The following is a 14,428-nucleotide window of genomic DNA, read 5'->3' on the forward strand; positions in this document are numbered from 1 at the left end:
ATGATGTTTGGACAATGACTAGGCGCAGCTTGCTTTTCAAAATAGCTTTGCTCACCGCGTTTTTACAGTGTTCTTCTCGCTTTCTGATTAAATAGCCAGCCATAGAACACAAACCACATGAAAAGCTGTTCGACTCAAGATATCCTTACCGAAATAAAATAACTTGAGTTTTGGCTTGTTCGAGATCCCACCCGTGACGCATTCCTTTTTATAAACGGTACATGGACTCTGACAGAAGCAAGCCTACTCATAGAATTGGCGGAAAGTGAATTCGAATGAAGTTTATCCACACCTCAGATTGGCATCTTGGTCGACAATTCCACAACGTATCACTACTCGAAGATCAACAAGCAGTACTCGAACAACTGATTAACTATATTGAACGCAACCCCGTCGATGCAGTTGTAGTGGCGGGAGATATCTATGACCGTTCGGTGCCACCAACGGTTGCAATAGAACTGTTAAATCGAGTCGTGAAACGCATTTGTACCGAGTTAGAAACACCAATGATATTGATATCTGGCAACCATGATGGTGCAGAAAGGTTAGGTTTCGGCTCAGAGCAAATGAAAAATGCAGGTCTCCATATTGTTAGCAACTTTGAAGAGATGCTCACTCCCATCATCATAAAAACGGACTCTGCGGACGAGGTCGCGTTTTATGGTATGCCTTATAACGACCCTGAACAGGTCAGGTTTGCCTACAAAGCCTCGGTATCCACTCATGATGAGGCTCATCAATTGCTTGTTGAGCAAATTAAAGAGCGCTTTATCTCTAAGCAAAAGCGCGTGCTCGTGAGTCACTGTTTTGTTGATGGGGCTATCGAGTCAGACTCTGAACGACCATTATCTATTGGTGGTTCTGATCGCGTGAGTCATGAACACTTCTTAGATTTTGACTACGTCGCACTTGGTCATTTGCATCAGCCTCAAAAGAAAGGCGCAGAGCATATCCGTTACTCTGGCTCTCTCATGAAGTATAGCTTTGGTGAACAGAACCAGAGAAAAGGTTTCACGTTAGTTGAACTGGACAAGAAAGGATTCGTTTCTGCAAAGCATATTGATCTTACGGCTCCTCATGAAATGCGTATTGTAGAGGGCGAGCTGGATAAAGTTATTGAGCAAGGGAAAACAGACCCCAAGAATGAAGATTATTTGTTAGTTCGTTTGATGGATAAACATGCGATTTTAAACCCAATGGAAAAACTTCGTTCAGTGTATCCAAACGTTTTACACCTTGAGAAACCTGGCATGTTAATTGGGGTAGAGCAGGAAATGGCGCAAGCAAAGTTGGCGCGAAGCGAAATTGATATGTTCCGAGATTTTTTTATTGAGGCGCAAGATAGCCAGTTGTCTAAAGAGCAAGAGCAAGCTGTTACTGACATTATTAAGCAATTATCACAGCAATAGGGACCAAAGATGAAACCAATTAAACTAACCATGCAAGCCTTTGGTCCGTTTGCAAAAACTGAAATCATTCATTTTGAGAAGCTTGGCAGTAACCCTCTATTTTTGATTAATGGTCCTACAGGTTCCGGTAAAACGTCGATCTTAGATGCCATTTGCTTCGCCCTTTATGGTGAAACCACAGGTAATGAGCGACAAGGTATTCAGATGCGGTGTGACTTATCCGCGCAAGACTTACCAACCGAAGTAGTTCTCGAATTTTCGTTACACGGCAAACAATACCGAGTTGTTCGATCCCCTGAGCAGGAAGCGCCCAAGGCCCGTGGTGAAGGGATGACGATTAAAAAGCACACTGCGGCTCTTTATGAACTCGGTGAGACTGAAACGCTTATCACCAGCAAGACGACTCAGGTTAAAACTGAAGTTAACAATATTATTGGCTTGAATGAAACTCAATTTCGTCAAGTTATGGTGTTGCCTCAAGGAAAATTCCGAGAACTGTTGCTTGCTAGCTCTAAAGAGCGTGAAGAAATTTTTGGCCAGCTCTTTCAAACTGACATATATAAAAAAATTGAGTACGCGCTCAAAGATAAAGCGAGTGCAATTAGTAAAGCGAAAGGCGAATTTGATAATCAAATTCGAGGTGCTTTACAAGTTGCAGAAGCGAGTTCTGAACAAGAACTATTACAACAACTGGAACAAGTAACTAAGCAATTAGAGTCTGATAAAAAGAATGAGCAAGCAGCGTTAGATAAGCTCAATACTGCTAAATCTGAATTGCAAAAAGCGGAAACCTTGAATGGAGAGTTTTCGAAACGAGAGCAAGCAGAAAGCGCACTCAAGCTGCATCTAGAACACTCAGATTCGATAAAAGCTCGTCAACAGCAATTAGAAAACGCTAAAAATGCCAATAAGATAGAGTTGCCCTACATCTCATTACAAAATGCAAAAGCTCAAACGCAAGAGCTTAGGCAAAAAATCGTAGCTTTGGAAGAGAGTCTCGAAAAAGCTAATGTCGTTGCGAGAGAACAAGAAAACTTGCAGCAAAGTGCAAAAGAGGCAGCGGCAAAGGTCCCGCAGTTAACGCAACTGCAGTATCAGCTTGAAAGTATAAAAAACAAGTTGGTCGAGAAAGACAATTTGGAAAGTAAAATAACGGCGGGTTATCAACAAAAACAACAATTTGAAGCAACGTTAAAACAGTACATAGAACTAAAAGATAAGTTAACGTTACAGGCCCAGCAGGGACAGAAGGAGCTAGAGAAAGCACGAGTTGATGTTGCGCTTATTGGCAGCATCGATGCGGAAATAAAACAAAAACAACGGCTGTTACAGGATCTACAAAAGCTGCATGATCTTACTTTAGAGCTCTCTAAACTCAATGCGCTAACTGTAGGCAAGCAGCAGTCACTACACGAAGCCAGTCAGCGCTATATGCAGCGTCAACAAGCCGCTGATACGATAGAGCTTAAGTGGCACAACGCTCAAGCGGCAGTATTAGCGCAGCGACTAAAAGCAGGTGAAGCATGCCCGGTGTGTGGTAGCGAAACGCATCCTAACCCCACAACGTTTGTTGAAGAAGCCGTTACAAAAGAGCAAGTTCAGGCGGCTAGAGCGAAAGAGCGAGAAGCTCAAACCTTGTTGAACCAACTAAGCAATCAGCTAGAACAACATAACGTTGTCATTAGTCAGTATCAGAATCAGTATAACCAGTTGAAAGAGGAGTTGGGTGAGTATGCTACATCTGAGATCTCGACGGTTCAAAATGATTTGCAAGCGCTTAATGCTCAACTCCTACGTCTACAAGCTATTGATATTGAAAAACTAGAAAGGAACGTTGAACAGCTTAATCAACGCTGCGTCGTGGGTGAAAATAAAATTCATGAGCTGCAGAATCAAATGGCGGCAAATGAATCAACCGTTAAAGCGAACCAAGAACAATTGGCTCAATTACAAGCTTTTATTGACCCAAAATACAGTTCCGCTGACTTGCTTGAACGTGAAATTTTGCTGACAAAAGAGCAAATTCTGAGTTTGAACACAGGCTTAGAAAAGGCGCAAAACGCTTTGCAGCAAGCGATATTGGAGAAATCAAATGCGGAAAGTCACTTAGCGACGAACAAGCAGTGGTTATCTGAGTCAGAGCAAAAACTTAGCCAAGCAGAATTAGCGTGGAATGAGGCACTACAGGCGAGTAAATTTGAAGATGAAAGCCATTATCTAAGTAGTCGAGTGGGAGATGATGAACTTCAAGCCTGGCAGCAAGAAATAGACAGCTTCAAACAGGCACAAACCAAGCTTGAGCAAACACTACATGATTTAAATCATGCATTGAAAGATCTTGAAAGGCCTAATTTAGAGTCGTTTAACGACAGGTTAACCACTCTGCAGGCGCAATATATTGAAGTAAGGAATCAACTTGATACCACACGCTCAATATTTGAACGTCTTGAAAAGGTTCGTAAAGATATTGCCGTGTTGCATGAGAAAAATAGTAAGTTAGAAGAAGAATACAAAGTCTTTGGTACGTTGTACGACGTTGCTAGCGGTAAAACAGGCAGCAGGGTTAGCCTACATCGCTTTGTTCTTGGTGTACTGTTGGATGATGTGCTGATTCAGGCCTCTCAACGCTTAAGCCTTATGAGTAAAGGGCGCTATATTCTTGCTCGAAAAACAGAGGGCTTCAAAGGCGCTGCGGGTCGCGGCTTAGATTTAATGGTTGAAGATGGCTACACAGGAAAAACGCGTGATGTTGCGACACTTTCCGGCGGTGAATCATTTATGGCAGCGCTTGCTCTGGCACTTGGTTTGTCGGATGTTGTGCAATCCTATAGTGGCGGTATCCGTTTAGACACTTTATTTATTGATGAGGGCTTCGGTAGTTTAGACCCAGAGTCTTTAGATCTTGCTATTCAAACGCTAGTGGACCTGCAACAGACTGGGCGCATGATCGGTGTTATTTCTCACGTTTCTGAGTTGAAAGAACAAATGGCGCAGAGGATTGATGTAGAACCATCAAGACTTGGTTCAACGGTGTCGATTAAATCTCAATGTCGCTTCGCTGTCTAATTCAGTGACTACTGTTAGATCAAAAAGCCCCTAATGTTGGGGCTTTCTGACTAAGTCGCTACTGTTCGCAAAAGTGGCCTTCTTTTGGCGATTGGGTAATCGCATATTCGCCATCGAGGTTGCGATAAACAATCGTGTTCCAAACAGAGCCATCATCCAATTCAAACTCAATAGCATAGTTGACGCCGCTAACGATTTGCGCGTGAACATTCAGTATTTGTTTAAACGACGCTATTGTGTCCATTTTCTTTAAAACAAAGGCCATTGCCTTTTGTGCATCAGGGGTCGCGTTAAACTCATTCCACCCACCTGGCATGTTTCCTTGTACATTACATACATCTGCCGAGGTCGTTAATTGTGTCGTTGCGCTCGGCTTTTCCTGCTGACAACCTGCAAGTAACACCAAAAGTGCACAAACTGACACTGTTTTTAATTTCATAACAATAACCTCTGTCTATAACGCAACGTATTATAGGAGGGTGATATGCCTACGAATGTCTATGTTGTGCAAAGTTTCTATATGCATAGGGTTAAATGCTGACAAAATGTACAAGCATGGTGAGCTTGTAAGTCAAAAATAGAGCAATCTTGTTATCGATTTGCTGAGATGACGAGGTTTCGGTGTTCAGCGCGCTATTGATGATGAAGAATTGTGATGTGTACCTATTAGGGCGATGGTGCGGCTTAGTGATCGATTTGTTATCTTCTAGAGTAAAATCAATCACTAATTAAAATTTAGGTGTTGTATGAAATCGATAAAAATATTTTTACTTTTGTCACTTGCAACTTTATTTGGTTGTACCTCGAAGCCGGATGGGGTGGAACCCGTCAATAATTTCGATTTAGAGCCATATCTAGGTAAGTGGTACGAAATTGCACGCCTAGACCATTCATTTGAGCGAGGCTTATCCAACGTTACCGCTGAGTATCAGGTTCGCGAGGATGGTGGGGTTAAGGTGATAAACCGTGGATATTCCGAAGAAGAGCGACAGTGGTCAGAAGCTGAAGGCAAAGCTTATTTTGTTGAAGATAAAACGGTTGGACACTTAAAGGTTTCCTTTTTTGGGCCAATATACTCTTCTTACATTGTTTTTGAGCTAGGTGAAAACTATAACTATGCGTTTGTTTCCGGTTACAACCACGACTATTTGTGGCTATTGTCTAGAACGCCTAACGTTGATGAGAAAGTAGTGGAGCGCTTTAAGTACGTAGCTAAAGAGAAAGGTTTCGCTATAGACGAGCTCATTTTTGTTGAACAAGAGAAACAAAGACAGCTTTAAGTTCATCAGCGTGGCTGAAAAAGCGGACAGAGGGGAAGCTTCCTAATTAAGAGCTCAGTTTGTAATTTCGCTTAACAGTAATTTGTTACCGCGTAACTTAATGTGGTCAAAATGGATATAGCCCCATCATTTGTGATTACTCGTGATGGGGCTTATATAAATTTGAGTGAGCGTCGAAAGGTTGATCTATCAACAAACGGTTATGGTTTACTTAATCAAACGAACGATCAGGGAACCTGGTGCTCGAATAGATTCAACATTGTGGCTAAGTACTGTGCCGCTTGTTGGGGCGGTGTAGCGTTTAATCTCAGCGCCAAAGCTGTCGTATTGAATCGCAAGAAGTTGGCCTTGCTCGACAAAATTCATCAAACTGACATGAGGCAGTACAAAGCCGCCGTGTGTCGCTTTCACACTGACGATTTCGTTTCCTTCCAAGCATGACGTAATAGGGTCCATATCACCTTCAACAATGTTATGCTTTTTCAGCACATTAAAAATGCCTGTTACAGTTCGACTGATGAGCTCTTGCTCGGTGTATCGCCCCATACCTACTTCAACTGTAATGCTTGGGACACCATGGTTATTCCAAACCGTTTCAAGGACGCCAGCATCTCCAGGATCATTTAAAATCGCATCAGGATTAATGAGACGAGCCATTTCTAATGATTGCTCGATTCGGAAATCTGCAAACACGTAAAGTGGATAGGCCGCACCACTGGTTTGAGTGTGAAGGTCAATGGCTAAATCAGCATTTGGCTTGAGCAAATCATTCCACAATGCATATAAGTAACGTTGGGCCTCATTGCCGTTTTGGTCACCAGGAAAAAAGCGGTTTAAGTTTGCAGGAGACGCGTCAGGGTCTGCGGAATAGAAATCGCGGCTGTGGTTTAGCATACCTGGCATGTTAATGGTTGGAACAATAGTGACAGTACCAGCGACTTGAGTGCCGATGAGCTCTCGAGCAGTTTTCTGCGCTGCTAACACACCATTGTACTCATCACCATGAACCCCTGCGGTAATCATGATCTTCTTACCAGGTTTTTCACCTTTGAACACTAGCACAGGTAGGTGTTGCCACTGAGAGAGAGCATTTGTTGCGATGCGAAACCAAAACTTATGCTCGCCCGAATTTAGGTCTGCTACATTGAGAGATTGAATCACTTGATGACCTTGAATCACGTCATCGAGAAATTGTGTTGCCATTAAAGTTACCACTCCAAAACCATAAGCTAATCTAAAACCTTAGCGTCGTCATACCATGAATATTAATAAGGCGAGAACATGTCTCGCCTTAATTACCAATTGGTTTCGTTTTACGCAAAACCCATAATATGAGCTGCGATAACGACGATACTTGATAGGGTAAAGAGTAATAGGATAAATCGCCAGCAGAATTTTGCCCAGTCACCCCAGTCGATACGGCAGACACCAAGCGTTGCCATGAGAGATGCCGAAGTAGGGACGATAACGTTAGTAAAGCCATCGCCAAGTTGGAATGACAAAACTGCCACTTGGCGTGTAACGCCTGCAATGTCTGCCAGAGGGGCCAGTAGAGGCATCGTTAGTGCCGCTTGTCCTGAGCCTGAAGTGACAAAGAAGTTGAAGATAGATTGGAATACATACATTAACCATGCTGCAGCTACGTCAGGAAGCCCACTGATCACGCCGCCAGCACTGTTTAGAATTGAGTTCAGTACACTCGCTTCATCAGTTGTACCACCACCAAGGATCAACAATACCCCTTTTGCACAACCCACTAATAGGGCAGGTGCAAGCATAATAGCTGCACCTTCTTTAAATGCATCAGCTGCGCGGTTTAGCGTCATACCGTTTAGGCGGAAAATCGTACCGATGATCGCGACAACAAAGCCCATAGTGAAAAATTGAGAAGCGATTTCTGGGATGTACCATGCGTTAGCGACTACGCCCCAAACGACCCACACCGTGGTCGCAATAACCGTAAGGATAACGAGTGTGTCACCTAGGTTCCAACGAGAATCTTGATTGCCAAGCTCTTGCTGACAGAAATACTGGTCTGTGCGATGGCTGTAAGAAAGTTTAGGATTTGACTTCACACGAGCGGCGTAGATCATTGTGAAAGCGATACCGATTAACGTAAAGCCAGCCCATAACCCCATGCGCACTGTCATGCCGGATAAAACAGGTACACCCGCAATGCCTTGCGCAATAGCGACGGAAAAAGGGTTCATCCAAGAAGTAGCGAAGCCAATTTGAGTCGCAACATAGGTAACCATTACCGTAGTGATACCATCATAACCAAGGCGAACCATAAGCGGCGCGATAATAATCGCAAACGCTACGGCTTCTTCACCCATACCAAATACCGCACCGCCTAGCGAAAACAGCAAAAATAGCACTGGAATGAATAGTGCTTCGTTACCTTTGGTCTTATCGATAAGGCGCAGGATACCGTTGTCGATGGTGCCTGTGCGCATTACAACGCCGAAAGCACCGCCGATAACCAACATGAACATAATCACGCCGATTGCGCTGCCCCATTTAGAGCCAGAAACTAGCCCTTCGAAAGGGAAGTTCATCAAACCAATGCCACCACCAGAAGCAAACAGGCCAACTTTGTTGTAAACCAATTCACCGTTTTCGTCGGTTGCATAAGAGAAAGAAGAAGGATCGATAACTGTGCGAGTTTTTTCCGCACCGTCGACCATGTAGGTCACCTGTTGGCTATCAAAATGACCAGCAGGAATTAAGTAGGTAAGAATCGCAGCAAGAATACCAACAATGAAGATCAAAATGAGGGTATCTGGCATCTGCCACGACTTAGGGGTAGCAACCGAGTCTGCTGGTTGTGCATGTGTGTGAGACATAACTTACTTCACGTCAAATTCAATAAAGCATGAAATATCGATAAAATAGAATAAAAAGTCAATATTAATGCTTATGTTGAACTATAAAGTCATCAAATATTTGAAGTGAAGTTAATTTGATTGTTTTGTGGTCAAATGTTGGGTTAATGTTTCAATATGCGTTGAGTTTGGATGATTCACGAGCTTTCATAGTGCATCTACAAGTGATCTAATCACTTGATTTCTGTCTGTTCTGCATAAAAAGCAGCGACATCACGAAGGTCTCCATCATTTAACATTTTTAACTGTGCTGCCATCATTTCTGCAAGTGGCCCTTTACGCTCACCGGCTTGGTAAGATTTCATTGCATTGTAAAGGTACTGAGCATTTTGACCAGCAAGGCTTGGATAGGTGTTGTTCGTTGCGATGCCTGTAACACCGTGGCAATAGGCACAGCTAGGTGATTTGATTTTACCTTTATCAGCATCACCAAACGGTTCGGCATAGATAGCGGAAGAGAAAATAAAAGAGATTAAAAGTACAAATCTGAGCATGGAGGTTATCTATTCGCTAAAAATCATGCCGATACAATAAAGCTTCCCCTTAGGGGAAGCTCAATGATCAAAATCAAATTAAAGTAGAGATTTTATACTTGATAAGAAAGTGTCGATGTCTTTCGCTGAAATATCTTTATGAGTTACAAAACGAATTGGATTTCCAGGGGTTATCGTGATGTTTTGTTCCTTTAGTTTCGCAGCGATACTTACTATGTCCACTTGAGGATCAAGCTTCGCGAACACGATGTTCGTTTGAACAAATTCAGGGTTGACTGAAAAACCAGGCAGTTCTGCTAAACCTTCCGCTAAGGTTTTTGCGTTGATGTGATCTTGTTTTAGCTGTTCCACTTGTTCGGTAAGGGCAAGTTTGCCTGCTGCGGCAAGAATACCCGCTTGACGCATACCACCGCCGACCATCTTTCTTAAGCGACGTGCTTTTGCGATGTAGTCTTTGCTACCAAGCAGTAGCGAGCCAACAGGGGCAGCCAGACCTTTCGACAGACAGATCGTCATTGAATCAAAGTACTGACCGATCTCTTTTACCGGAACATCAAGTGCAACGGCTGCGTTAAAAACGCGAGCGCCATCTAGATGCATCTGCAAGTTATGTTTATTCACGAAGTCACGTGCTTCTGCTAAGTAAGACAGAGGTAGTACTTTACCATTAATTGTGTTTTCTAAGCTGAGAAGCTTAGTGCGAGCAAAGTGACAATCATCTGGTTTAATCGCAGCAGCCAGTTTATCAAATGGTAGCGTGCCATCTGGGTTATTTTCGACTGGTTGAGGTTGAATTGATCCCAAAACCGCCGCGCCACCAGCTTCGTATTTGTAGTTATGTGCTTGTTGCCCACATAGATATTCATCTCCCCGCTCGCAATGCGCCATTAAACCGAGCAGATTGGCTTGAGTGCCTGAAGTGGTAAACAAAGCTGCTTCGAAACCAGCAAGCTGCGCAGCAAATTTTTCAAGCTCATTGACCGTAGGGTCATCACCATAAACATCATCCCCAACGGGGGCCTTAAACATGGCTTCTCGCATGGCTTGGGTGGGCTGTGTAACGGTATCTGATCGAAAATCCATGAATGTCTCCTTGGTCAAAGTCCTAAATATATCCGCAAAGGCGCGCTTTGCTTAAGCAAGCGATCGTTTTGGCATCGGTGATCGTGCCATCGACAATCTTTTCTTCGAGTTGCTTGATTGACAAGGTGACGACCTCAATCACTTCGTCTTCATCGCACTCGTAACGGTTTGTTTTGTTGAGCTTTTCGGCAACAAATAGATACTGTATCTCATCACAAAATCCGGCAAGAGGAGTGACTTGGCCGAGAGACGTGAATTTCTCTGCACTAAACCCAGTTTCTTCCTCTAACTCTCTTTTGGCGCAGCAGAGTGGCTCTTCGTTGCCTTCCCTGGTACCAGCAGGAAGTTCCAATAGCCATTTATTAAGTGAAGGCCGAAATTGGTGGACAAGGACAATCTCACCCTCCGCTGTAATAGGGAGAATCACCGCAGCACCCGGATGATGGATTGTGGTGTGCGTAATTGCCTGTCCTGTAGGAAGCATAACGTCTTCTTCAATCAGAGAAATTTGCTTCCATTTATGAATTATCTTGCTCATGCAGTTATGAACCCTAGCTGTTACCGCATTTTTGACGTTTTTCGACATTAACCACAAATGGTGGGAAACAAAAGCAAAAAATACTGCAACACGACGAAAGCGTTTGCACTTTAAGTGAGCAATGTCTCATAAATGGAAACTTTGATTGCTTCGTCAAGAAGGGGAAAAGCATCTGCTATAAGGGGAATTCGACAAAATACATTTGTAACAAAGTTATAACAAGTGTATAAAAATGTTAACGCAATACTACTTCAGCAGCCGGAGAACGTATGACACAAACCTTATTTGCCTCAAATGCCGAAAAAGCGCTTCTCTCAGAACGCATCAATAAATTGGCGAAAGCGTTAACGGATGGCGTTTATGAGCGTGAACATACGATCAAGCTCTGCCTTCTTGCTGCACTTGCTGGTGAAAGTGTTTTTCTTTTAGGTCCCCCTGGTATTGCAAAAAGCTTAATTGCCAAACGACTCATCCAAGCGTTCGATAACAGCAGTTACTTCGAATACCTGATGACGCGCTTCTCAACCCCTGAAGAGGTGTTTGGGCCACTGAGTATCCAAGAGCTAAAAGACAACGGCCGTTATGTTCGCTTAACTAAAGGGTATTTGCCAACTGCACAAGTCGTATTTTTGGATGAAATCTGGAAGGCGGGCCCTGCAATTCTTAACACATTGCTGACAGTGGTTAATGAGAAAACATTCAAAAATGGCAGCGATATCGAGCGTGTGCCAATGCGCCTGTTGGTATCGGCTTCCAATGAATTACCCGATGAAGATAGTGGATTGGATGCCCTCTACGACCGCATGTTGGTGCGTGTGTTTGTGAATCGAATTCAGAATAAACAAAACTTTAAGTCGATGTTGACTGTGGGCACATCGCAAGAGGCACAAGTACCAGAAGGCCTAGCGATAACTGATGAAGAATATCATCAATGGCAACAACAGCTCGACAAATTGACGCTAACCGATAATGCATTCGAAAAGCTTTTCCAGCTTAAAACGATGTTAGAAAGCAAAGTTGAAGCTCAGTTTGGCGATGTGGCCAATACCGACATGTATGTCTCTGACCGCCGCTGGAAGAAAGCCGTGAAGTTGTTAAAAGCGAGCGCGTTTTTTAATGGTCGCGATGAAATCAATCCGCTTGACCTTCTACTGCTGCAAGATTGTTTATGGAACAGTCCTGAATCGCGAGATGTGGTACGTGAAGTGGTTCAAGAGTTCGCCTTAAAACATGCATTTGATCAACAAGACGCGGAGCAGGAAATTGAGTACTGCCGAGAGTCTTTGGTTGATGTTCAACATGAACTTGAAGATGCCTACCGCATGACGTTAACGTCTGAAGCGGCAACGGGTATTTTGCGTAAAGAAACCATGCGCTTTGATACCTCTAAAGCCAAGATGTACAAAGTTGGCGCAGCCGTTAACTTAGTTAAATTGGTTGTCTTGCAAAGCAACATGTCGGTTTCAGAATCAGAAAAAGGTGATAGCCGCTGGGTTTATGTACCCAAAGATGAGTTAGATCGAGTCATTAAAGAGGGAAGCGGTGATGTGTATGGTTACGTCAATCAAAACACCAACATGTGCCGTTTACGATTTGACGTTGACGCGGCGAATAACCTAGCTATCCGTGATATCGCGAATCGAGGCATTTTGGTTAGCCTAGTGACTCAAGAGGGCTTGGATGTAGAGCTTTACCAAAAGTGGTTAACGCAGAGCGAAAAAGCCGTAAATCAGCTTAGTGAGGCAGAACACCATATGCGCAAAGTGAAAGCGAACTTTCATGATGCGCTTCCGCATAGCTTTGTTGATCCTGAACTACCCCGCCTAATGGAGTCGAGTCTACAACAGGTCAGTCAGAGACTTGAATCAATCCAAGCAGAAAGTGAAAAAGTTATCCAACGCTTTAAAAACTTAAATCAGTTTTTCTCATAAGGAGACGACATGCTAGGTGCAGACGGACTTAACCTCGCGCTGATGGTGGCCGACTCTGGCATCATCGATAGCGCAGTTAATGATTTGATGGCGCGTTCACAAGTCATGATGATGGCAGAAAACCGAGGCGTTAAATCTTCGGTCAAAGGTCACTTGTTAAAGTGGCGAGGCAGCGTTAAAAAACGGATCACCAAGGTATGTGAGACAGAGCGTTTCCAACAAGAGCTGTCTTTATATCAAGAGGTCATTCACTGGGATGAAGAGGCGTTTTTTGAAAACATCGAAGATGTGATTAAAAAGCTGGAATGGCACTCTGCGTTTTACATGCAAGCTCGCCGAATGATGGAAAAGAACAAAGGGATGAATAACCCTATGTTCCCACATTACTTTTGTGATCAATGGTACCAAAGCCTCACCGATGCAATAAAACAAGCGCAAGTAAGCGAGCTTGAAGCCAATAAAGAAAAGGTGCTGAAAGACCTGTATCAACGTATGGAAACCATGCGTAATATGGATAAAGTCACGGAGTCGGGTGATGCTGAAAGTGTAGGGCGCCTGTGGGATATGGCATCTGCCAAGTTGAGTAAAACAGACTTAACGGTGATGAAACGCCATGCTGAGTTTCTGAAGAAGCACCAAGGCTTGCAAGAAATTGCGGAGCAACTCGGTCGTATGGCGGGGCAAGTAAATGATCCTGAACTAAATCGTGCGCCCACTGAAGAACTTCAATTGGTCGAAGAGAAAAGTGATGAGGCGACGGATGATATTGTTGGTATTCACGAAAGCGATGATCTAAATAAGCTACTTCCCAACGAAACGATGTTTTTGGCGTATCCTGAACTTGAAGTTGTGTTCTATAAACACTTAGTTGATAAACGGCTCATGAACTATCGTACACAAGGCAAATCGCGCACGTTACGTAAAGTTAAAGCTCACCGACCTGACCATAAAGCGGTAGATATCGAAAAAGGCCCCTTCATTGTTTGTGTGGACGCGTCCGGTTCCATGAGTGGCTTTCCTGAGCAATGCGCCAAAGCCATGGCTTATGCTCTGATGCAAATCGCACTAGCGGAGCAACGTGATTGCTATGTCATTATTTTTTCTACGGAACACATTACCTACGAACTAACCAAACAAGATGGTCTGCGCGAGGCGGCGGACTTTCTAACTTATAGCTTCCATGGTGGTACAGACTTAGAGCCAACTTTGATTAAATCTATCGACTTGATGAGCGGTGATAAATATAAAAACGCAGACATGGTAGTCATTTCCGACTTTATCGCGCCAAAACAACAAGACGAGTTACTGGCCAAAGTGGATGCGCTCAAAGCGAAGAAAAACCGTTTTCACGCGATTAGCTTATCGAAATACGGAAATCCTGCATTAATGTCGATGTTTGATCACACTTGGTCTTATCACCCTAATGTTGTGGGAAGATTGCTAAAAAGGGTCAGCAACTATTAAACGCCTTAATGTTTCATGGGACAAAACGAACTGAAAGCGAGATTTATATTGCTTCGTTTTAAGCCAATAAGATCGAACTTTGGTCGAATTGACTTAAAAGAAATCAAACGAACAGAAAATGAAATGTTTTTGTTTGACTATCTTCTCTCAATCCGTAAAGTAGCCACCAACGCAACGGGGTAGAGCCCTGAAGCGTAATAAAAAGGCGCCTTGGCAGAGTGGCTATGCAGCGGATTGCAAATCCGTGGACCTCGGTTCGACTCCGGGAGGCGCCTCCA

The 14,428-nt window shown here is 43.6% G+C and carries 11 protein-coding genes and 1 tRNA gene; 6 read left to right on the forward strand and 6 right to left on the reverse strand.

Going from position 1 to position 14,428, the window contains the following annotated elements; all coding sequences use genetic code 11:
* Window positions 1–275: 275 nt before the first annotated feature.
* On the forward strand, window positions 276–1,409 hold the full coding sequence (locus R7P72_RS15545; protein WP_005375971.1) for an exonuclease SbcCD subunit D: 1,134 nt from the start codon (window positions 276–278) through the stop codon (window positions 1,407–1,409).
* Window positions 1,410–1,418: 9 nt separating this feature from the next.
* Window positions 1,419–4,475, forward strand: a complete 3,057-nt coding sequence (locus R7P72_RS15550) for an AAA family ATPase (protein ID WP_005375972.1) — start codon at window positions 1,419–1,421, stop codon at window positions 4,473–4,475.
* Window positions 4,476–4,533: 58 nt separating this feature from the next.
* Here R7P72_RS15550 and R7P72_RS15555 read toward each other — a convergent pair whose 3' ends face one another.
* Window positions 4,534–4,914 carry a cystatin domain-containing protein gene (locus R7P72_RS15555; protein WP_318110722.1) on the reverse strand — a complete coding sequence of 127 codons (381 nt, stop codon included), beginning with the start codon at window positions 4,912–4,914 and terminating at the stop codon, window positions 4,534–4,536.
* A 307-nt stretch (window positions 4,915–5,221) separates the two neighbouring features.
* Here R7P72_RS15555 and R7P72_RS15560 point away from each other — a divergent pair, with 307 nt between their 5' ends.
* The gene (locus R7P72_RS15560; RefSeq protein WP_005375974.1) at window positions 5,222–5,755 is read left to right on the forward strand and encodes a lipocalin family protein; all 534 of its coding nucleotides are present in this window, start codon (window positions 5,222–5,224) and stop codon (window positions 5,753–5,755) included.
* Window positions 5,756–5,962: 207 nt separating this feature from the next.
* Here R7P72_RS15560 and R7P72_RS15565 read toward each other — a convergent pair whose 3' ends face one another.
* The 5 genes from R7P72_RS15565 to R7P72_RS15585 form a co-directional block, all read right to left on the reverse strand.
* Window positions 5,963–6,958 (reverse strand): succinylglutamate desuccinylase/aspartoacylase family protein, encoded by a 996-nt coding sequence (locus tag R7P72_RS15565; protein ID WP_005375975.1) that lies wholly within the window; start codon window positions 6,956–6,958, stop codon window positions 5,963–5,965.
* Window positions 6,959–7,068: 110 nt separating this feature from the next.
* Entirely contained in the window at window positions 7,069–8,601 is a 1,533-nt protein-coding gene (gene yfcC, locus R7P72_RS15570; protein WP_158173103.1) for a putative basic amino acid antiporter YfcC, read from the reverse strand.
* A gap of 212 nt (window positions 8,602–8,813) precedes the next feature.
* On the reverse strand, window positions 8,814–9,134 hold the full coding sequence (locus tag R7P72_RS15575; protein ID WP_158173102.1) for a c-type cytochrome: 321 nt from the start codon (window positions 9,132–9,134) through the stop codon (window positions 8,814–8,816).
* Window positions 9,135–9,212: 78 nt separating this feature from the next.
* Window positions 9,213–10,217, reverse strand: a complete 1,005-nt coding sequence (ltaE, locus tag R7P72_RS15580) for a low-specificity L-threonine aldolase (RefSeq protein WP_005375978.1) — start codon at window positions 10,215–10,217, stop codon at window positions 9,213–9,215.
* 22 nt (window positions 10,218–10,239) lie between these two features.
* Window positions 10,240–10,755, reverse strand: coding sequence for an NUDIX hydrolase (locus tag R7P72_RS15585; RefSeq protein ID WP_017820203.1), 516 nt, complete (start codon window positions 10,753–10,755; stop codon window positions 10,240–10,242).
* A gap of 269 nt (window positions 10,756–11,024) precedes the next feature.
* On the opposite strand from R7P72_RS15585, the gene R7P72_RS15590 reads away from it, so the two are divergent.
* From R7P72_RS15590 to R7P72_RS15600, 3 genes are all read left to right on the forward strand, one after another.
* Entirely contained in the window at window positions 11,025–12,686 is a 1,662-nt protein-coding gene (locus R7P72_RS15590) for an ATPase RavA domain-containing protein (RefSeq protein ID WP_158173101.1), read from the forward strand.
* A 9-nt stretch (window positions 12,687–12,695) separates the two neighbouring features.
* The gene (viaA, locus tag R7P72_RS15595) at window positions 12,696–14,150 is read left to right on the forward strand and encodes an ATPase RavA stimulator ViaA (protein ID WP_017820201.1); all 1,455 of its coding nucleotides are present in this window, start codon (window positions 12,696–12,698) and stop codon (window positions 14,148–14,150) included.
* A 204-nt stretch (window positions 14,151–14,354) separates the two neighbouring features.
* Window positions 14,355–14,428: transfer RNA gene (locus R7P72_RS15600), tRNA-Cys, on the forward strand.

This window comes from Vibrio sp. Vb0888, from assembly GCF_033338835.1.
GTDB classification, from domain to species: Bacteria; Pseudomonadota; Gammaproteobacteria; order Enterobacterales; family Vibrionaceae; genus Vibrio; species Vibrio alginolyticus.